This is a genomic window from Ruegeria sp. CG8, assembly GCF_056537165.1.
Genome location: NZ_JBQFRA010000001.1, coordinates 353,931 through 371,258, shown reverse-complemented (window position 1 = coordinate 371,258; position 17,328 = coordinate 353,931). Strand labels below are relative to the sequence as shown.

The window sequence follows — 17,328 nt, the reverse complement described above, 5'->3', positions numbered from 1 at the left end:
AGTTTCAGGTCAGCATGACCGAATGTCCCGAGGTGCCGTTGCCAAAGCAGGAGATGCCATGACAGAGCGCAAGCAGAAGGTTCTGGATGCAATTGATACGGCCAATTCGGCCGATCCCACCCAGGAAGACGGTCGCCCCGCCGCGCTGCTTTATGGCGAACGGATGAGCGCCGAGTTGGACCGGCTGTTCCCCGACGCCTCCGAGCCATTGCAGATCGCCGCCCGCGGCCAGCATGTCGAGCGCTGGAAGCTGGCCCGCTCGGCCTACCCTGAAGGGCGCGCGGGCTATCTGGCCTGGCGCAAGGCCCAGGCCGAGCATCACGCGCAGGTCGTGGCCGAGCTGATGTCCGAGGCCGGGTACGATCAAGCCGAGATCGACGCCGCCCGTCGCATGTTGCGCAAACAGGGCATCAAGCGCGACGACGACGTTCAGGCGCTGGAGGACGTGATCTGCTTTGTCTTTCTGAAATGGTATTTTGCGCCCTTCGCCACGAAACACTCGGACGAAAAGATCCAGCGCATCGTCGAAAAGACCGCCCGCAAGATGTCGGCCGAGGCGCGCCGACGCGTGCTGGACGAGTTCGACCTACCCGAAGACTTGGCCAGCGCCTTCAAGGATTGACGGGTCATGACTGATGACATGCAGCTGTTGATCGACCTGCACCTGCCCAACGACCGGCAAGGCCCCGGCAGCGACGCGGCAACGCAACTGGCGCTGACGCTGGCGGGCGTACAAGCCGATCCCGGACTGAAGATCGCCGATATTGGCTGCGGAACCGGCGCGGCGGCCTTCTGCCTTGCGCGCCATCTGGGCGCATCGGTGACGGCAGTGGATTTCCTGCCGGAGTTTCTGGCCGAGTTAAACAGGCGTGCGCAGGGCTTGGGTCTGGCGGCCCGCATTCACACCCTTGAGGCGTCAATGGAGAACCTGCCCTTCGACGATGCCAGCCTTGACGTGATCTGGTCGGAAGGCGCGATCTACAACATGGGGTTCGAGAACGGTTTGAAAGCCTGGCGTCGGTTCCTGAGACCCGGCGGGGTCCTGGCAGTGTCCGAGCTGACCTGGCTGACCGATCGACGCCCCGAACCGCTGACAAGGCACTGGGATGAGGCCTATCCCGAAGTTGCAACCGCCGGAGAGAAGATCCGCCAGATCGAGACCGCTGGCTATGAACCAGTCGGCTATTTCCCGCTGGGCACCGACTGCTGGATGGAGAACTACTACCTCCCCCTTCAACGCAGCTTCCCTGCCTTCCTTCACAGGCATGGCAATTCCGAGCAGGCCAAAGCCATTGTCGATGCCGAACAGGCCGAGATCGCTTTGTATGAAACCTATTCCGACTATGTCAGCTATGGGTTTTATCTGGCGCGGCGTCTGCCGGACTGAGCGCATCCATCATGGCCCGGCGGTAAACCTCGATCATCCAGCCCAGCATAGTGGCGTTCAGGATGTGCCACATGAAGTGCGTCCCCATCGGGATGCGGGCGCAAAGCGGAGCATCGAGCGCACGGAAGGTGATCGACGCGATCAGGATCACAGCCCCGACCGCCAGACCCCGGGCCACTTGCGGCCTGCACGCGCGCAAAAGATAGGCGTAGATCAGGATCAGCAACGGCACCGGAGCATACGCGGCCGACCCGCCCAGCCCGGGAACCAGTTGAAACACCGGAATGGTCAGCGCCGCATAGGGAATGAACAAGGCCGTCAGCCCCGCCGCCTTCGGCGTGGATAGCCGCCAGATGTCCCGGTTCACCGCGAAGATATAGACCAGGATGAACAGCAAAATCGGCGTCGTATCCGCCAAAGCGGCCCAGACCTGCGCATGGGTGTGGAACAGATAGCTGCCAATGCCGATCACCGCCAGAATGGCGACCAGCAGGTTGGCCAAGGGCAGACCCTGTCCCTGCACCCGCCGCCACATCACCCATGCCGTCAGCAGAAAGGCTGCGTTGGTCGCGGCGTTTACGGGTTCGGCCCAATAGTCCGGCGACAGGCGCTCGCAATAGCCGTCGATTTCTCGCATCCAGTCCATGGATTTTTACATAGCCGATGCTAGGCTGACCCTGAACCGGTTTCAGGAGGGTCTTTCATGAAAATCATCTGGTTGGGGCATGGCAGCTTCCGAATTCACGCAGCGGGACAGGTCCTGCTGATCGACCCCTGGCTGAGCGGCAATCCGATGCTGCCCGAGGATCAGCACGACGCGGCCGTCCAAGGCGCCACGCATATCCTGTTGACCCACGCGCATTTCGACCACGTCGCCGACGTTCTGCCGCTGGCAAAGCGCCTGAACATTCCCGTGACGGGCCAATACGACGTCATGGCCCATTGGGCCGAGGCCGAAGGGATTGAGACCATCGGCTTCAACAAGGGCGGCCGGGTCGATCTGAACGGGGTCAAGGTCGACATGGTGCCGGCCTCGCACAGCTCGACCTTCGCCACACCCGATGGCCCTCGCGCCGGTGGGTCCGAGGTGGGGTTCATCCTGTCGGCCGATGGTCACACGGTCTATGTCTCGGGCGACACCACGATCATGGCCGACATGGAGTGGATCGGCGACTATTACAAACCCGATATCGGAATCCTGTCGGCGGGCGGTTATTTCACGATGGATATGAAAGCCGCCGCCTATGCCGCCCGGCGGTATTTTGACTTCAAGACGGTGATCCCCTGCCACTACCGGACTTTTCCGATCCTGGAACAATCCGCCAAGGACCTGGCGGATGGGCTGCCGGGCGTGACCGTCATCGAACCCGAGGTCCTGCAGGAGATCGAGCTTTGACACCCGCGCTGGTCTTCTCGGCGGAAGAATACGCGGCGCGGCTGGCCAAGACCCGGTCCGCGATGGCCCAGCGAGGTGTCGAGACCCTGCTGGTTGCGGACCCGTCGAACATGGCCTGGCTGACGGGCTATGACGGCTGGAGCTTCTACGTCCCGCAGGTGGTGATCGTCCCGCGCGACGGCGCGCCCTTGTGGTGGGGCCGGACGCAGGACAAGCCCGGCGCGGCGCAAACCACCTGGCTGGACCCCACCGACCTGCACGACTGGCCCGAAGAACATGTGCAGCACCCCGACCATCACCCGGTCGAGTCGCTGGCATCGCTGCTGCGCACGCGCGGCTGGACGACCCATCTGGGTGTCGAGATGGACAATTATTACTACTCGGCCGCCAGCCACCGGATCCTTGAGACCGCGTTCGGCCGCGATGCGCTGGTCGACGCGACCGGGTTGGTGAACTGGCAGCGCGCCGTCAAAAGCGAGGCCGAGATTGCCTTGATGCGCAAGGCCGGGCAACTGACCGCGCATATGCACGAGGTGCTACGCGACGGGTTTCGCGCCGGGGTTCCCAAGAACGTGCTCGTGGCCGAGGTTCAGGCGGCGGGCATCGCCGGGCTTCCGGGTCTTGCGGGCGACTATCCCGCGATCGCGCCCATCGCGCCCTCGGGGGCCGAGGCCTCGGCCTCGCACATCACCTGGAACGACCGTCCGCTGACACCGGGCGAGGCGACCTATTTCGAAATCTCGGGCTGCCACCGCCGCTATCACTGCCCGGCCAGCCGCAGCCTGTTTCTGGGCGACCCGCCTGCCGATATCCGGCGCGCGGAAACCGCGATTCTCACCGCGCTCGAGAACACGCTGGCCGCCGCCCGCCCCGGCGCCACCTGCGAAGAGATCGCCGCCTGCGTCTATGACAGCTTTGCCCGGGCCGGCTATGTCAAAGGCAATCGCACGGGCTATCCGGTGGGCCTGAGCTATCCGCCCGATTGGGGCGAGCGCACCATGAGCCTGCGTCCCGGCGACAGCACCGTTCTGCAGGACAACATGACCTTTCACCTGATGCCGGGTCTGTGGACCCCGGATTGGGGGCTGGCCATCACCGAAACCTTCGTCGTCACGCCGACGGGCGGGCAACCCTTGGCAGACATCCCCCGCGAACTGGTCGTGAAACCGGCCTGAGCGCGCCTCAGCCTTTGGACCCGCCGCCACCGCGCTGCGCGGCAAAGAAATCGCGCAACAACCGGGCGCAGTCCTCGGCCGCGATGCCGTCATAGACGTCCGGCCTGTGATGGGCCTGAGGGTGCGAGAACACCCGCGCCCCATGCGCCACGCCGCCCGACTTCGGATCGGCGGCCCCATAGTAGATCCGCCGGATCCGCGCCGCCGCCAGCGCCGCGGCGCACATCGCACAGGGCTCCAGCGTGACATACAGATCATGCCCCGTCAGCCGCTCGGACCCGACAGCCCGGCAGGCGGCGCGCAGCGCCAGTATCTCGGCATGCGCGGTCGGGTCATGCAACTCGCGCGTACGGTTGCCGTCCGCCGCGATGATCCGCCCATCGGGCGACACGATCACCGCGCCCACCGGAACCTCGCCCCGATCACCCGCCGCGCGCGCCTCTTCCAGCGCCTTGTCCATATGCGTTCTGAAGACCATGCCCCTGACTGCCCCAGAAACCCACCTTTCGCAAGCCGCGCCGATGCGCTATGCGCAAGGCATGAGCAACACCCCTCCTCCCGGCGACCGGATCGCCAAAGTGCTGGCCCGCGCCGGCATCGCCTCGCGCCGCGAGGCCGAACGCATGATCGAAGCGGGCCGCGTGACCGTGAACGGCAAGACCATCGACAGCCCGGCGCTGAACGTCACGCCCAGCGACAGGATCACCGTCGACGGCAAGCCCGTGGCCGAGCCCGAGCCCGCGCGTCTTTGGCTGTATCACAAGCCAACCGGCCTTGTGACCACGAACCGCGACGAAAAGGGCCGCCCCACAATCTTCGACAACCTGCCCGAGGACATGCCCCGCGTCATGAGCGTCGGCCGATTGGACCTGAATTCCGAGGGCCTGCTGCTGCTGACCAATGACGGGGCCATCAAGCGCAAGCTTGAACTGCCTTCGACCGGCTGGCTGCGCAAATACCGGGTGCGGATCAACGGCCGCCCCAAGGACGAGGATTTCGCCCCCCTGCGCCAAGGTCTTGTGATCGAAGGCGAAAAGTTTCAGCCCATGACCGTGACGCTGGACCGCCAGCAAGGCGCGAATGCATGGCTGACGATCGGACTGCGCGAGGGCAAGAACCGGGAAATCCGCCGCGCGATCGAAGACATCGGCTTTACCGTGAACCGGCTGTTGCGCGTGTCCTACGGACCGTTCCAGCTGGGCAACCTCAAACCCGGCGAGGTCGAGGAAATCCGCCGCCGCGTTCTACGCGACCAGCTGGGCCTGGAACCCGAAACCCAACCAGCGGCTGCTGCGAAACGCCCAAGCCGCCCTCAAAGATCCCGCAGGCCGGTCGGCAAGAAATCACGCAATTGACGCGGGTTATCGAACCTTCCCCCTAGCGCCAAGCCCCTTGATCCCCTAGGTTTTCAAGGGGACAACCGCAGTTGGAGGACGTCATGTCCGGGACCGGAGTGCAAAAAATGGCCTACGCGGCCCTGCTGGTGCTGTTGTTCGGCGTCTGCACCGGTTGGCTTGGGGGGCTCTGACGCCATGGCCAAGCGATACGGCGGAAAGTTCAGCCCCGACGGCCAATCCGACACCGACGCGCCCGCCCCGCGCGGGCAATACGATGGTGCCCGAGTGAACCCGGTCGGCGCCCGCGCCAATGTGATGTTCGTTCCGGCGATCCCGCTGGTCTTTCTGTCGCTCAACGACGGCGCGATCGGGATGACTCTGGGATTGGTCGCGGCCGGCATTCTGACCGCTGCAGCCTTTCTGCTGCGCGAAGGGCTGAAAGCCGAGGATGCCTACAACGCACGCCGCACCGCGCGCCGCCCAGCCTTTCCCCGCAAGATCTTCTCGTCGGTGTTGACCGGGCTGGGGGTGGGTCTGGCCGCTTATCGCAACGACTATCTGGATGCCGAGGCCGCCAGCCAGGTCAGCCTCCTGGCGCCGGTCTTGTTCGGCGGCGTGGCCACGGCCCTGCATTCCGTCGCCTTCGGGCTCGACCCGATGAAAAGCAAAGGCATGGAGGGTGTGGACACCTATCAACAGGACCGGGTCGCCCGCGTGGTCGAAGATGCCGAAGCGCATCTGAACCAGATGACGGATGCCATCAAACGGGCCGGCGACCGCAGGATCGAAGCTCGGGTCGAGCGGTTTCAGACCACCGCTCGCGATCTGTTCCGCACGGTCGAGGAGGACCCGCGCGATCTGGCCGGTGCCCGCAAATACCTGACCGTCTATCTGCAAGGCGCCCGCGATGCGACGATCAAATTTGCCGATGTCTATGCGCGCACCCGCGACCCGCAGGCTCTGTCCGATTACTCGGCGCTGCTGGACGACCTCGAGCAGAATTTCTCGGCCCGCACCCGAAAGATGCTATTGGATGACCGCAGTGATCTGACGGTCGAAATCGACGTGCTGCGTGAACGACTGCAGCGCGAAGGCGTCCGGCTCGACTGACCGGCCAAACCAAGAACAGGGAAGCTTCTCATGTCTGACGAAATCAAGAAAAAGGCGGCCGAGGCCGAAACGCTGGTTCAGGAAGTTGCAGCTGTTTCATTGCCCGAGCCGAGTTCCGAGATCGTGCCGTTGGAAGAAGCCGACGAACCGGTGGGCGCCGAAATCCGCAAGCGCATGTCTGAAATCGACATGGGCGACACCAACTCGATCGTTGCTTTTGGATCGGCTGCGCAGGCCGAGCTGCAGGAAATCAGCCAGGCCATGCTGGCCGACGTGCGCAACAAAGATGTCGGCCCCGCCGGTGACAGCCTACGCGACATCGTCACCACGATCCGCGGCTTTTCCGTGTCTGAACTGGACGTGCGCCGCGAGCGCAGCTGGTGGGAGAAACTGCTGGGCCGCGCTGCGCCTTTCGCCAAGTTCACCGCGCGCTACGAAGAGGTGCAGGATCAGATCGACCGGATCACCGACAACCTTCTGTCGCACGAACACACGTTGCTGAAGGATATCAAGTCGCTGGACTTGCTGTATGAGAAGACGCTGGATTTCTACGATGAACTGGCGCTGTACATCGCGGCCGGCGAAGAGAAGCTGACTGAACTGGACAGCCATGACATCCCCGAGAAAGAGGCCGAGGTGCAGGCCGCCCCGGAAGATCAGCAGGTGATGAAGGCGCAGGAACTGCGCGACCTGCGGGCCGCCCGCGACGATCTGGAACGGCGCGTGCACGACCTGAAGCTGACGCGGCAGGTGACGATGCAATCGCTGCCCTCGATCCGGCTGGTTCAGGAGAACGACAAGTCGCTGGTGACCAAGATCAACTCGACTTTGGTGAACACCGTGCCGCTTTGGGAAACCCAGCTGGCGCAGGCGGTCACCATCCAGCGCAGCGCCGAGGCCGCCGCCGCCGTACGCGACGCCAACGATCTGACGAACGAATTGCTGACCTCGAACGCCGCGAATCTGCGCCAGTCGAACAAGATGATCCGCGAGGAAATGGAGCGCGGCGTGTTCGACATCGAAGCCGTCAAGAAGGCCAACGAGGATCTGATCGGCACGATCAATGAAAGCCTCGCCATCGCTGACGAAGGCAAGGCGAAACGGGCCGCCGCAGAAGAAGAGCTGAAGAAGATGGAAGCCGAGCTGCGGGACACCTTGGCTTCGGCCAAGGCCCGGAAAGACGGGCTGGGCGACACCGCCGGAACCGCCGTTCCGGGCTGAGGAGAGATCGCAGGTGCGGCTTCGGAGATTTCTAGGGCACGGGTTGGGGGCAGCTGCATTGCTGATCTTGGCCAATTGCGATGATGCGCTCGAGTCCTCGATTGCCCCGCAGGCGCGCCCGTCCCAGCCGCAATTGGCCAATGCTTATGTCGAACCTTCGGCGGCAAGCCGGGATCTGGCGCGTTATTATCAGCGCGTCGAGCGCGACCTGTTGACCCGTGGTCTGATGCGTACAGACGGTGGCGGGCCGGACACCCCGTTTGATGCGGATGATTTGGCGCGGAATTTCGAAGCCATCGCGTTCTACAGCGAGTATCCCGGCGCCGCCGTATCCGGCAGCAGCCAACGTACCAGCGGAAGGCTAAGCCGCTGGTCTGGCCCAGTCCGAATACAGGCAGAGTTCGGGCCGTCAGTATCGCCAGACCAACGTGCGGCTGACAAGGCACAGATCCGGGCCTATACCGAACGCATGTCGTCCTTGACTGGCCACCCGATCTCGACCGCAACCAGAAACGCGAACTTCCATGTGTTCGTCGCCGGCGATGACGATACGGAATTCGTGCAAACGCGACTGCGCCAGTTGTTTCCCAATATCGGACAGGCTCAATTGAACCTGTTTCAAGATTTACCGCGCTCGTTCTATTGCTTTGTCTTCGCCTCGGCGTCGAACGGGGCACCGAACACCTACACTGGTGCGGTTGCGTTGGTGCGGGCCGAGCACCCTGACTTGATGCGGCTGAGCTGCATCCATGAGGAAATCGCCCAGGGGCTGGGCCTGCCCAATGACAGCCCCCGGGCACGACCGTCGATCTTCAACGATGACGACGAATTCGCCCTACTGACCAGCCATGACGAAAAGCTGCTGACGATGTTGTATGATCCGCGCCTGAAACCCGGCATGACCGCGCAAGAGGCCGCGCCGGTGGTGCGGATCATCGCCCGTGAATTGATGGGGCAGTCGCTCTGACCCCGATGACAGGAGAACCCAGATGGGAATTTTCGATTTTCTGACCGGAGAATTCATTGATGTCATTCATTGGGTGGACGACACCCGCGACACGATGGTCTGGCGGTTCGAGCGCGAGGGCCACGAGATCAAGTATGGCGCCAAGCTGACCGTGCGCGAGGGCCAGGCGGCGGTGTTCGTGCACGAAGGCCAGCTGGCCGACGTGTTCACGCCCGGCCTCTACATGCTTGAGACCAACAACATGCCGATCATGACGACGCTGCAGCACTGGGATCACGGGTTCCAGTCTCCGTTCAAGTCCGAGATCTATTTCGTCAACACGACCCGGTTCAACGATCTGAAATGGGGCACCAAGAACCCGATCATGCTGCGCGATCCCGAATTCGGCCCGACCCGGATCCGCGCCTATGGCACCTACACGATCCGGGTCAAGGATCCGGCCCGTTTCCTGGTCGAGATCGTCGGCACCGATGGCGAATTCACCATGGACGAGATCAGCTTTCAGATCCGCAACATCATCGTGCAGGAATTCAGCCGGGTCATCGCAGGCTCGGGCATTCCAGTTCTGGACATGGCCGCCAACACCGCCGATCTGGGCAAGCTGATCGCAGCCGAGGTCTCACCCGTGCTGGACGGCTACGGCCTCGAGATGCCGGAATTCTACATCGAGAACATCTCACTGCCGCCGGCGGTCGAGGCGGCGCTGGACAAGCGTACCTCGATGGGGCTGGCGGGGGATCTGGGCAAATTCACCCAGTATTCCGCGGCCGAGGCGATGACGGCGGCCGCCAGCAACCCGAACGGAGGCGGTGGCATGGGTGCCGGCCTTGGTATGGGCATGGGAATGGCGATGGCGAACCAGATGTCGAACATGGCAGCGGGTCAGCCGTCTGGCCCGTGGGGCGCGCCCGCGCCCGCTGCACCGCAAGCGGCCGCGCATGTGGCCCCGCCGCCTCCGCCGCCGGTCGAGCATGTGTGGCATATCGCGGTGGATGGTCAGACCAGCGGCCCGTTCTCGAAGGCCAAGATGGGCCGCATGGCCAGCGAGGGAGAAATCACGCGGGACACTTTCGTGTGGACGCCCGGTCAGGACGGCTGGAAGAAAGCGGGCGAGGTGCAGGAACTCGCGCAGCTGTTCACGATCCTGCCGCCTCCGCCGCCCGGGGCGTGAGGCATCGGCATGCCCGCATCGCGGAAACGCTCGAAGACAGGCGGGCGCAAAGCGCCGCAGCCGCCGCAATTCATCTGCCCGTGCTGCGGTTATGTCACCCTGGCCAAGCGCGGGGCCTACCTGATCTGCGCGATCTGCTTTTGGGAGGGCGAGGACATTCTGTACGACAAGAACCCCCGCGAGCCCACTGCCGCCAATCACGGCCTGACGCTGGCCGAGGCGCGCGAGAATTTCAGGGCGATCGGGGCCTGCGAAGCGGCGATGCTGCCGCATGTCCTGCCTGAGGAGCAGCGCGCAGCCTATCTTAACTTTCCCCTCGACACGTGACCCCCCATGACACAGCCCTCTGCTCCGCCACCCGGTTCTGCGGAACATCGTTTTCCATGTGACAATTGCGGCGCGGACTATCGGTTCGACCCGCAATCCGGCACGCTGACCTGTGACCATTGCGGCCATTCCGAACCGATCGGGGCTGGCCCCTGGGGCGGCGCCAGCCTGCGCGAACTGGACTTCGACGCCGCCATCGCCGACCGCTTGCCCGACAGCGAGATCGAAGAGACGCGGGTTCTGACCTGCCCCAACTGCGCTGCGCAGGTCGAGTTCGACCCCAACACCCACGCCGCGGAATGCCCGTTCTGCGCCACCCCGGTGGTGACCGATACCGGCGTGAACCGGCACATCAAACCGCGCGGCGTTCTGCCCTTTGCGCTGGACGAACGCGCCGCGCACAAGGCCATGAGCGACTGGCTGGGGCGGCTGTGGTTCGCGCCGAACGGGCTCAAGGACTATGCCCGCAAAGGCCGCAGGATGCAGGGCATCTATGTGCCCTACTGGACGTTCGACGCCGACACGAAATCGGCCTATCGCGGCGAACGCGGCGTGGTCTACTACGAAACCCGGACGGTGATGCGTGACGGCAAGCGCGTGCAGCAGCAGGTGCCCAAGGTGCGCTGGACACCGAAATCCGGCCGGGTGGCCCGGTTCTTCGATGACGTTCTGGTGCTGGCCTCGCAATCGCTACCCAAGTCCTACACCGACGCGCTGCAACCCTGGGACCTCCCCGCGCTCGAGCCCTATCAGCCCGAGTACCTGGCCGGGTTCCGGGCCGAGGCCTATACGGTCGATCTGCAGCAAGGCTATCAGGAGGCCCGCGGCCACATGGCCCGCGTGATCGAGCGTGACGTCCGCTTCGACATCGGCGGCGACCGGCAGCGCATCCACGCGATCGAAACCGACATCCGAAACGTGACCTTCAAGCACATCCTGCTGCCGGTATGGATGGCCGCCTACAAGTATCGCGGCCAGACCTATCGCTTTGTCGTCAACGGTCGCACCGGTCAGGTGCAGGGCGAACGGCCCTGGTCGGCGATCAAGATCACGATTGCGGTGGTCCTGGGCCTGCTGGCGGCAGCCGGCATCGGGTATCTGGTGGCGACCGGACAGCAATGACCGCTGGGTTCCGCCGCCGAAAACTCTGCCTCGGAACCCCTTGAACATCCCGGGCTTCTCACCCATCCTGCCGCCGGCTGCCCCGGAGGAGAGGACGACGTGACCCTGGCCGATCTGAACACGCTTCTGACCGCGCGCCAGTCCTGCCGCGCCTTCCGGTCCGATCCGGTGCCGCGGGGTGACATCGAACAGATTCTGACCAGCGCCGCCCAAGTGCCAAGCTGGTGCAACGCGCAGCCCTGGCAGGTGGTCGTGACCAGCGGCGCGGAAACGGATGCGTTCCGCAGCGCCTTGCGGGCCGAAGCCGAGACCGGCCAGGCGCAGCCCGACCTGCCCTTTCCGACCGGCTATTCCGGCGTCTATCAGGACCGGCGCCGCGCCTGCGGATGGGCCCTGTACGAGGCCGTGGGCGTGGAAAAGGGCGACCGCGCTGGATCGGCCCGGCAGATGATGGAAAACTTCAACCTGTTCGGCGCCCCGCATTGCGCCATCCTGTCCAGCCCGGCGGAACTCGGCCCCTATGGCGCGATGGATTGCGGCGGGTTTGTCACGGCCTTCACACTGGCGGCACAGGCCTTGGGCATCGCCACGATCCCACAGGCGGCGGTGGCCGCCTATGGGCCGTTCCTGCACCGCTATTTCAACATCCCCGATGACCGGCTGATCCTGTGCGCGATTTCCTTCGGCTATCCGAATGTCGATCATCCGGCCAACCAATTCCGGACCGAGCGCGCCACGCTGGACGAGTTCGTCACCTGGCGTGGGGCTTGGACCGAGTAAGCGAACTTTGAGAAAAACATCGACATGCGCGCATTGATACAAAGGGTGTCCGAGGCATCGGTCTCGGTCGAGGGGGAAGTCATCGGCCAGTGCGGGCCGGGGCTACTGGTGCTGGTCTGCGCCATGCAGGGCGACGACGACTCGCACGCCGAGCAACTGGCGGCCAAGATTGCCAAGCTGCGGATCTTCAAGGATGACGCGGGCAAGATGAACCGGTCGGTGTTGGATATCGGCGGCTCGGCCCTTGTGGTCAGCCAGTTCACCTTGGCCGCCGACACGTCGCGCGGGAACCGGCCCGGATTTGCGGCGGCGGCCGATCCGGCAACCGGTGAACGCCTGTACGAACACTTTGCCCGCGCGCTGGCCGCGCTTGGGGTTCCGACCGAAACCGGGTCTTTCGGTGCAAATATGGCGGTGTCCCTGGTCAATGACGGCCCGGTCACGATCTGGATGGACATGTGATGACGATGCAGGATCAGGCGATCGCGATCTGGAAGGCGGGCGTTGCCGCCGTTGACGGCTATGGTGCGGTCAAGGCGGCACTGCCCGATGTTCCCCGCCCCGATCAGATTCTGGCGGTGGGCAAGGCCGCGGCGGCGATGATGAACGCGGCGCAGGACCATTTCGGTAAAACACCGGGCCTTGTGGTCACGAAAGACGGCCATGCCGAAGGTCTGCCGTCGCATCTGCAGGTCATCGAAGCCTCTCACCCCGTGCCCGATGCCCGCAGCCTGAAGGGCGGCCAGGCTCTGCGCGCCGCGGTTCAGGCCATGGAGCCCGGCACGCATCTGTTGCTGCTGGTCTCGGGCGGTGCGTCCTCGCTGGCCGAGGATCTTGTGCCGGGGGCCACCCTCGAAGATCTGGCGCGGCTGAACGAGCAGCTGCTGTCCGAGGGGCTGGACATCACCGCCATGAACGCCCGCCGGCGCGAGATGTCGCGGATCAAGGGCGGCGGTCTGCTGGCCGGTTTCGGCGGAGCACGCGCGACGGTCCTGGCCATCTCGGACGTGCCGGGGGACGATATCGGCGTCATCGGATCGGGCATCGGCGCCCTGCCCGAAGCCCCTCAATTCGAATCGAGTGTCGAGATCATTGCCTCGAACGCCCATGCGCGCCGCGCCGCAGCCAACGCAGCACATGCCGCCGGAAAGGAAATTCTGGCTGAGGAAGAGGCCCTGCACGACGACTATCTGTCCGTCGCCGCAGATATCGGGGCGCGGCTGCGTCAGATGCCGCCGGGCGCGATGATCTTTGGCGGAGAGCCGACCGTTGTCCTACCCGAAAACCCGGGCCGAGGCGGACGCAACCAGGCGCTGGCCCTGGCGCTGGCGCGCGAGATTCAGGGATGCGAGGGGCTGTGTGTCGTGGTCGGCGGAACCGACGGCACCGACGGGCCGACCGATGCGGCCGGCGGTGTCGTGACCGGCGCGACATGGGCCGATGGGGCGGACCAAGCCTTGCGCGATGCCGATGCGGGGTCGTTCCTTGAGCGTGTTGGTGCTCTGCTGGTGACCGGCCCCACGGGAACCAATGTCATGGATCTGCTTGTCGCAACGAAGGAATGAATTGACGCTTTTACCCTCACACCATCCGCCGATGCGCCTGAGACTAGGCACATGACTCAGGCGAAGAACTCACTGGCCGAGATCGAAGAGGTTCCGGATCAGGGCATCATTCTGTCGGACGGCTGCCGCCTGTCGGCGCGGATCTGGCGTCCTGTCGATGCGGCGCAGCGCCCGGTGCCCGCCATTTTGGAATACCTGCCTTATCGCAAGCGCGACGGCACGACGGCGCGCGATGCCCTGACCCATCCCTGGTTTGCCAAACGGGGTTACGCCTGCATCCGCGTAGACATGCGCGGCAACGGCGACAGCCAGGGACTGATGGAGGATGAATACACCCAGCAGGAACTGGACGACGCCGTCGAAGTGATCGAATGGCTGGCCCAACAGCCCTGGTGCAGCGGCGCGGTCGGGATGATGGGGATCAGCTGGGGCGGCTTCAACGCGCTGCAAGTGGCGGCGCTGCAACCCGCGCCGTTGAAGGCCATCATCACACTGTGTTCGACCGCCGACCGTTATGCCGATGACATCCACTACAAGGGCGGCTGCCTGTTGAACGAGAACCTGGGCTGGGGGGCGACCATGTGGTCGTATTCGTCCCGCCCGCCCGACCCGGCGCTGCGTGACGACTGGCGCGAGATGTGGCTGCAGCGGTTGCAGGCCGAACCGTTCCTGCCCTCGGTCTGGCTGCGGCACCAGACCCGCGATGCCTATTGGCGACATGGGTCTGTCTGCGAAGACCCCCGAGCGATCCGCGCCGCGACGCTGGCGGTGGGCGGCTGGGGTGATGCCTACAAGAACACGGTGCCTTGGCTGGTCGAGAACCTGAGTGCGCCGGTCAAGGGCATCGTCGGCCCCTGGGTGCACAAGTATCCGCATTTTGCGGTCCCCGAACCACGCATCGGCTTCCTGCAAGAGGCGCTGCGCTGGTGGGACCGCTGGCTGAAGGGCGAAGATACCGGAGTTGAACAGGACCCGGCCTATCGCGCCTATCTGATGGATGGCGTGCGCCCGGCGCGCTGGTATGCCGAGCGCCCCGGCCATTGGATCATCGAGGATACTCGCGCGACGTCCCACCTGCCGACCGTCTCGCTTCCCCTTTCCGACACTGGGCTGGGTGAGGACGGGCCACTGGACGCCCGGGTGCGCTCGCCCCATCACTGCGGCATGGATGGCGGCGAATACTGCGCCATCTGGCTGGGTCCGGACATGCCTGGTGACCAGCGGGCCGATGACGCACTGTCCGCCTGCTTTGACACGACCCCTCTGACCGAAGATGTGGACATTGTCGGTGCCCCGCGCCTGCGCTTGAAGGTGAGTGTCGACAAACCACAAGCCCAGGTTGCCGTTCGGCTGAACCATATTCACCCCGACGGAGCTGCGACTCGGATTACCTATGGTGTATTGAACCTGACCCATAGGGAGGGACATTCGTCCCCCAAAACGTTGATACCCGGACAGGTTTACGACATCGAGGTTGTGCTGGACCACATCGCCTACCGGGTTCCAAAGGGCCACCGCCTGCGCGTTGCCGTCTCAAGCGCCTATTGGCCGCTGATCTGGCCTTCGCCGGAAACAGCGGAGCTCCACCTGACAGGCGGCACGTTCACGATCCCCCTGCGCGACTGGTCGGATCGGGATGAATGGCAATTTGCCCCGCCCGATGCGGACTCTCCGTGGCAAGTGACCCAATTGCGAGAGGCGACCCATGCGCGGCGCGTTGAAACAGACATGACGACCGGCGTCATCGATCTGGTCATCGAAGATGACTTCGGCCTGGTCGAGGACGCGGATCATGGTCTGGTCAGCGGCGGAACCGCTTTTGAACGGTGGTCGATCCATCCGGACGATCCGCTGAGTGCGCGCGGCCTCTGCGAATGGGTGCAAGAGACCCGGCGCGACGGCATCCAACTGCGAACCGAGGCCAATTGCGAGATGTGGTCGGACCGATCCAACTTTCATCTGCGTGCGACGCTTGATGCCTTTGAAAACGATGTGAAGATTTTTTCCAAAACCGTGGAGGACACCATACCTCGTGATCAGATGTGATTTTGCTGGTGGCAAGTCCCTGAGATTTGACCTTGCCCGCCGCGACGAAATGCGCCAACGTTGACTCATGCGTCAATAAAAAGCCCGTAAAACGGGCACACAAAACACTCAACTGGGAGATATCCGAATGAACGAACAACTCACTCACATGGCCAGCCAGGTGACCGCCGGGAAACTGACCCGACGTGATTTCATGGGGAAGGCAGCCGCATTGGGTGTATCGGCTGCCATGGCCAGCACCGTCTTCGCCGACGCGGCCCGCGCCGCCGGCGCCAAGAAAGGTGGCGATCTGAAACTGGGCCTGCAGGGCGGTGAATCCACGAACTCGCTGGACCCGGCCACCTATGCCAGCTCGGTTCCATTCCAGAACGGCAAGCAGTTCGGTGACCAACTGGTCGAAGTCGCCCCCGACGGCACGATCGAGCCGCGCCTTGCCGAAAGCGTTGAAGGCAGCGCCGATGCCAAGGTTTGGACGTTCAAACTGCGTCAAGGGGTCGAGTTCCACAACGGCAAGACCATGACCAGCGAAGACGTGCTGAAAACGATGCAGCGCCACTCGAACGAAGATTCGAAGTCGGGCGCGCTGGGGATCATGAAGGGCATCGAGTCGATGAAGGCCGATGGCGAGTATTTTCAGGTCACCCTGAACGAGCCGAACGCCGATCTGCCTTACCTGATGGCCGACTACCACCTGATCATCCAGCCGGACGGCGGAATGGACAACCCGGGCGCCGGTATCGGCACCGGTCCGTACAAGCTGGAAGCGGACGAGCCCGGTGTGCGCCACCTGTTCTCCAAATTCGAAAACCACTGGAACCCGGATTTCGGCAACTTTGACAGCGTCGAAGTTGTGGTCATCAACGATGCCACGGCCCGGACGGCCGCGCTGCAGTCGGGTCAGGTCCACGCGATCAACCGGGTTGAGCCAAAGGTTGCCGACCTCTTGGGTCGTGCACCCAACCTGACCGTACACTCCACGGCAGGACGCGGCCACTACGTGTTCATCATGCATTGTGACACGGCGCCGTTCGACGGCAACGAACTGCGGACCGCTCTGAAATACGCGATCAACCGCGAAGAGCTGGTCGAGAAGGTACTGCGCGGCTATGGCTCGGTCGGGAACGACATGCCGATCAACGCAGCATACCCGCTGTTCGATGAGACAATCCCGCAGCGTGAGTTCAGCGTCGAAAAAGCCGCCGAACATTACAAGAAGTCCGGCCATGACGGGTCGCCCATCATTCTGCGTGTGGCCGACGGAGCCTTCCCTGGCGCCGTGGATGCCGCAGCCCTGTTCCAGCAGACCGCCCAGCAGGCCGGCATCCCGCTTGAGATCAAGCGCGAGCCGAATGATGGCTACTGGTCCGAAGTCTGGAACGTACAGCCGTTCTGCGCGTCCTACTGGGGCGGCCGCCCGGTGCAGGACCAGATGTACGCGACTGCCTATCTGTCCACCGCCGACTGGAACGACACCCGGTTCAAGGTCAAAGAGTTCGACGACCTGCTGTTTGCCGCGCGTGCCGAGCTGGATCCGGCAAAGCGCAAGGCCATCTACAGCCAGATGGGCATGATGGTCCGTGACCAGGGCGGCCTGATCTGCCCGATGTTCAACGACTTTGTCGAGGGCATCAGCAACCAGCTGGATGGCTGGGAGACTGATCCGACCCAAGAGATGATGAACGGCAACATGTCCCGCAAGATGTGGTTCGTCTAACTCGGATCGA

At 63.9% G+C, this 17,328-nt stretch carries 18 protein-coding genes; 16 read left to right on the top strand and 2 right to left on the bottom strand.

Annotated elements, in window-relative coordinates:
- Positions 1–58: 58 nt before the first annotated feature.
- Positions 59–622, top strand: a complete 564-nt coding sequence (locus ACR0EF_RS01805; RefSeq protein ID WP_170369522.1) for a DUF4202 domain-containing protein — start codon at positions 59–61, stop codon at positions 620–622.
- Positions 623–628: 6 nt separating this feature from the next.
- Complete coding sequence (locus tag ACR0EF_RS01800) at positions 629–1,387, top strand: class I SAM-dependent methyltransferase (RefSeq protein WP_170369524.1); 759 nt, start codon at positions 629–631, stop codon at positions 1,385–1,387.
- Here the strand turns inward: ACR0EF_RS01800 and ACR0EF_RS01795 are convergent.
- On the bottom strand, positions 1,347–2,033 hold the full coding sequence (locus tag ACR0EF_RS01795; RefSeq protein ID WP_170369526.1) for a ceramidase domain-containing protein: 687 nt from the start codon (positions 2,031–2,033) through the stop codon (positions 1,347–1,349). The two genes, ACR0EF_RS01800 and ACR0EF_RS01795, sit on opposite strands and share 41 nt — an antisense overlap.
- Before the next feature lie 57 nt (positions 2,034–2,090).
- On the opposite strand from ACR0EF_RS01795, the gene ACR0EF_RS01790 reads away from it, so the two are divergent.
- Entirely contained in the window at positions 2,091–2,783 is a 693-nt protein-coding gene (locus ACR0EF_RS01790; RefSeq protein ID WP_170369528.1) for a metal-dependent hydrolase, read from the top strand.
- The gene (locus ACR0EF_RS01785; RefSeq protein WP_170369530.1) at positions 2,780–3,958 is read left to right on the top strand and encodes a M24 family metallopeptidase; all 1,179 of its coding nucleotides are present in this window, start codon (positions 2,780–2,782) and stop codon (positions 3,956–3,958) included. The genes ACR0EF_RS01790 and ACR0EF_RS01785 overlap by 4 nt, the downstream gene beginning before the upstream one ends.
- 7 nt (positions 3,959–3,965) lie before the next feature.
- Here the strand turns inward: ACR0EF_RS01785 and ACR0EF_RS01780 are convergent, their stop codons facing one another.
- Positions 3,966–4,436 carry a nucleoside deaminase gene (locus tag ACR0EF_RS01780; RefSeq protein ID WP_170371622.1) on the bottom strand — a complete coding sequence of 157 codons (471 nt, stop codon included), beginning with the start codon at positions 4,434–4,436 and terminating at the stop codon, positions 3,966–3,968.
- Between ACR0EF_RS01780 and ACR0EF_RS01775 the strand changes: the two genes are divergently transcribed.
- From ACR0EF_RS01775 to ACR0EF_RS01720, 12 genes are all read left to right on the top strand, one after another.
- The gene (locus ACR0EF_RS01775; RefSeq protein ID WP_170369534.1) at positions 4,435–5,313 is read left to right on the top strand and encodes a pseudouridine synthase; all 879 of its coding nucleotides are present in this window, start codon (positions 4,435–4,437) and stop codon (positions 5,311–5,313) included. The two genes, ACR0EF_RS01780 and ACR0EF_RS01775, sit on opposite strands and share 2 nt — an antisense overlap.
- 177 nt (positions 5,314–5,490) lie before the next feature.
- Complete coding sequence (locus tag ACR0EF_RS01770; protein ID WP_170369536.1) at positions 5,491–6,405, top strand: 5-bromo-4-chloroindolyl phosphate hydrolysis family protein; 915 nt, start codon at positions 5,491–5,493, stop codon at positions 6,403–6,405.
- 30 nt (positions 6,406–6,435) lie between these two features.
- Positions 6,436–7,626, top strand: a complete 1,191-nt coding sequence (locus ACR0EF_RS01765) for a toxic anion resistance protein (RefSeq protein ID WP_170340124.1) — start codon at positions 6,436–6,438, stop codon at positions 7,624–7,626.
- 13 nt (positions 7,627–7,639) lie between these two features.
- Entirely contained in the window at positions 7,640–8,593 is a 954-nt protein-coding gene (locus ACR0EF_RS01760; protein ID WP_170369538.1) for a DUF2927 domain-containing protein, read from the top strand.
- Between the two features lie 22 nt (positions 8,594–8,615).
- Complete coding sequence (locus tag ACR0EF_RS01755) at positions 8,616–9,764, top strand: SPFH domain-containing protein (protein WP_170371624.1); 1,149 nt, start codon at positions 8,616–8,618, stop codon at positions 9,762–9,764.
- A 9-nt stretch (positions 9,765–9,773) separates the two neighbouring features.
- Entirely contained in the window at positions 9,774–10,091 is a 318-nt protein-coding gene (locus ACR0EF_RS01750) for a CPCC family cysteine-rich protein (RefSeq protein ID WP_170371626.1), read from the top strand.
- 6 nt (positions 10,092–10,097) lie between these two features.
- Positions 10,098–11,213 carry a TFIIB-type zinc ribbon-containing protein gene (locus tag ACR0EF_RS01745; RefSeq protein WP_170369545.1) on the top strand — a complete coding sequence of 372 codons (1,116 nt, stop codon included), beginning with the start codon at positions 10,098–10,100 and terminating at the stop codon, positions 11,211–11,213.
- Between the two features lie 99 nt (positions 11,214–11,312).
- Positions 11,313–11,993, top strand: a complete 681-nt coding sequence (locus ACR0EF_RS01740; protein ID WP_170369547.1) for a nitroreductase — start codon at positions 11,313–11,315, stop codon at positions 11,991–11,993.
- Between the two features lie 24 nt (positions 11,994–12,017).
- Positions 12,018–12,455, top strand: a complete 438-nt coding sequence (dtd, locus tag ACR0EF_RS01735; protein WP_170369549.1) for a D-aminoacyl-tRNA deacylase — start codon at positions 12,018–12,020, stop codon at positions 12,453–12,455.
- Positions 12,455–13,558 carry a glycerate kinase type-2 family protein gene (locus ACR0EF_RS01730; RefSeq protein ID WP_170371628.1) on the top strand — a complete coding sequence of 368 codons (1,104 nt, stop codon included), beginning with the start codon at positions 12,455–12,457 and terminating at the stop codon, positions 13,556–13,558. The genes dtd and ACR0EF_RS01730 overlap by 1 nt, the downstream gene beginning before the upstream one ends.
- Before the next feature lie 51 nt (positions 13,559–13,609).
- Complete coding sequence (locus ACR0EF_RS01725) at positions 13,610–15,604, top strand: CocE/NonD family hydrolase (protein WP_170371630.1); 1,995 nt, start codon at positions 13,610–13,612, stop codon at positions 15,602–15,604.
- A gap of 127 nt (positions 15,605–15,731) precedes the next feature.
- Positions 15,732–17,318, top strand: a complete 1,587-nt coding sequence (locus ACR0EF_RS01720) for an ABC transporter substrate-binding protein (protein WP_170371632.1) — start codon at positions 15,732–15,734, stop codon at positions 17,316–17,318.
- Positions 17,319–17,328: the final 10 nt, after the last annotated feature.

What these genes read in the sequence shown, in the direction of transcription:
- ACR0EF_RS01745 (WP_170369545.1), top strand. Translation starts at nt 10,098, where the DNA reads ATGACACAGCCCTCTGCTCCGCCACCCGGTTCTGCGGAACATCGTTTT.
- ACR0EF_RS01730 (WP_170371628.1), top strand. Translation starts at nt 12,455, where the DNA reads ATGACGATGCAGGATCAGGCGATCGCGATCTGGAAGGCGGGCGTTGCC.
- ACR0EF_RS01770 (WP_170369536.1), top strand. Translation starts at nt 5,491, where the DNA reads ATGGCCAAGCGATACGGCGGAAAGTTCAGCCCCGACGGCCAATCCGAC.
- ACR0EF_RS01800 (WP_170369524.1), top strand. Translation starts at nt 629, where the DNA reads ATGACTGATGACATGCAGCTGTTGATCGACCTGCACCTGCCCAACGAC.
- ACR0EF_RS01720 (WP_170371632.1), top strand. Translation starts at nt 15,732, where the DNA reads ATGAACGAACAACTCACTCACATGGCCAGCCAGGTGACCGCCGGGAAA.
- ACR0EF_RS01755 (WP_170371624.1), top strand. Translation starts at nt 8,616, where the DNA reads ATGGGAATTTTCGATTTTCTGACCGGAGAATTCATTGATGTCATTCAT.
- ACR0EF_RS01765 (WP_170340124.1), top strand. Translation starts at nt 6,436, where the DNA reads ATGTCTGACGAAATCAAGAAAAAGGCGGCCGAGGCCGAAACGCTGGTT.
- ACR0EF_RS01725 (WP_170371630.1), top strand. Translation starts at nt 13,610, where the DNA reads ATGACTCAGGCGAAGAACTCACTGGCCGAGATCGAAGAGGTTCCGGAT.
- ACR0EF_RS01795 (WP_170369526.1), bottom strand. Translation starts at nt 2,033, where the DNA reads ATGGACTGGATGCGAGAAATCGACGGCTATTGCGAGCGCCTGTCGCCG.
- ACR0EF_RS01750 (WP_170371626.1), top strand. Translation starts at nt 9,774, where the DNA reads ATGCCCGCATCGCGGAAACGCTCGAAGACAGGCGGGCGCAAAGCGCCG.
- ACR0EF_RS01790 (WP_170369528.1), top strand. Translation starts at nt 2,091, where the DNA reads ATGAAAATCATCTGGTTGGGGCATGGCAGCTTCCGAATTCACGCAGCG.
- ACR0EF_RS01775 (WP_170369534.1), top strand. Translation starts at nt 4,435, where the DNA reads ATGCCCCTGACTGCCCCAGAAACCCACCTTTCGCAAGCCGCGCCGATG.
- dtd (WP_170369549.1), top strand. Translation starts at nt 12,018, where the DNA reads ATGCGCGCATTGATACAAAGGGTGTCCGAGGCATCGGTCTCGGTCGAG.
- ACR0EF_RS01780 (WP_170371622.1), bottom strand. Translation starts at nt 4,436, where the DNA reads ATGGTCTTCAGAACGCATATGGACAAGGCGCTGGAAGAGGCGCGCGCG.
- ACR0EF_RS01805 (WP_170369522.1), top strand. Translation starts at nt 59, where the DNA reads ATGACAGAGCGCAAGCAGAAGGTTCTGGATGCAATTGATACGGCCAAT.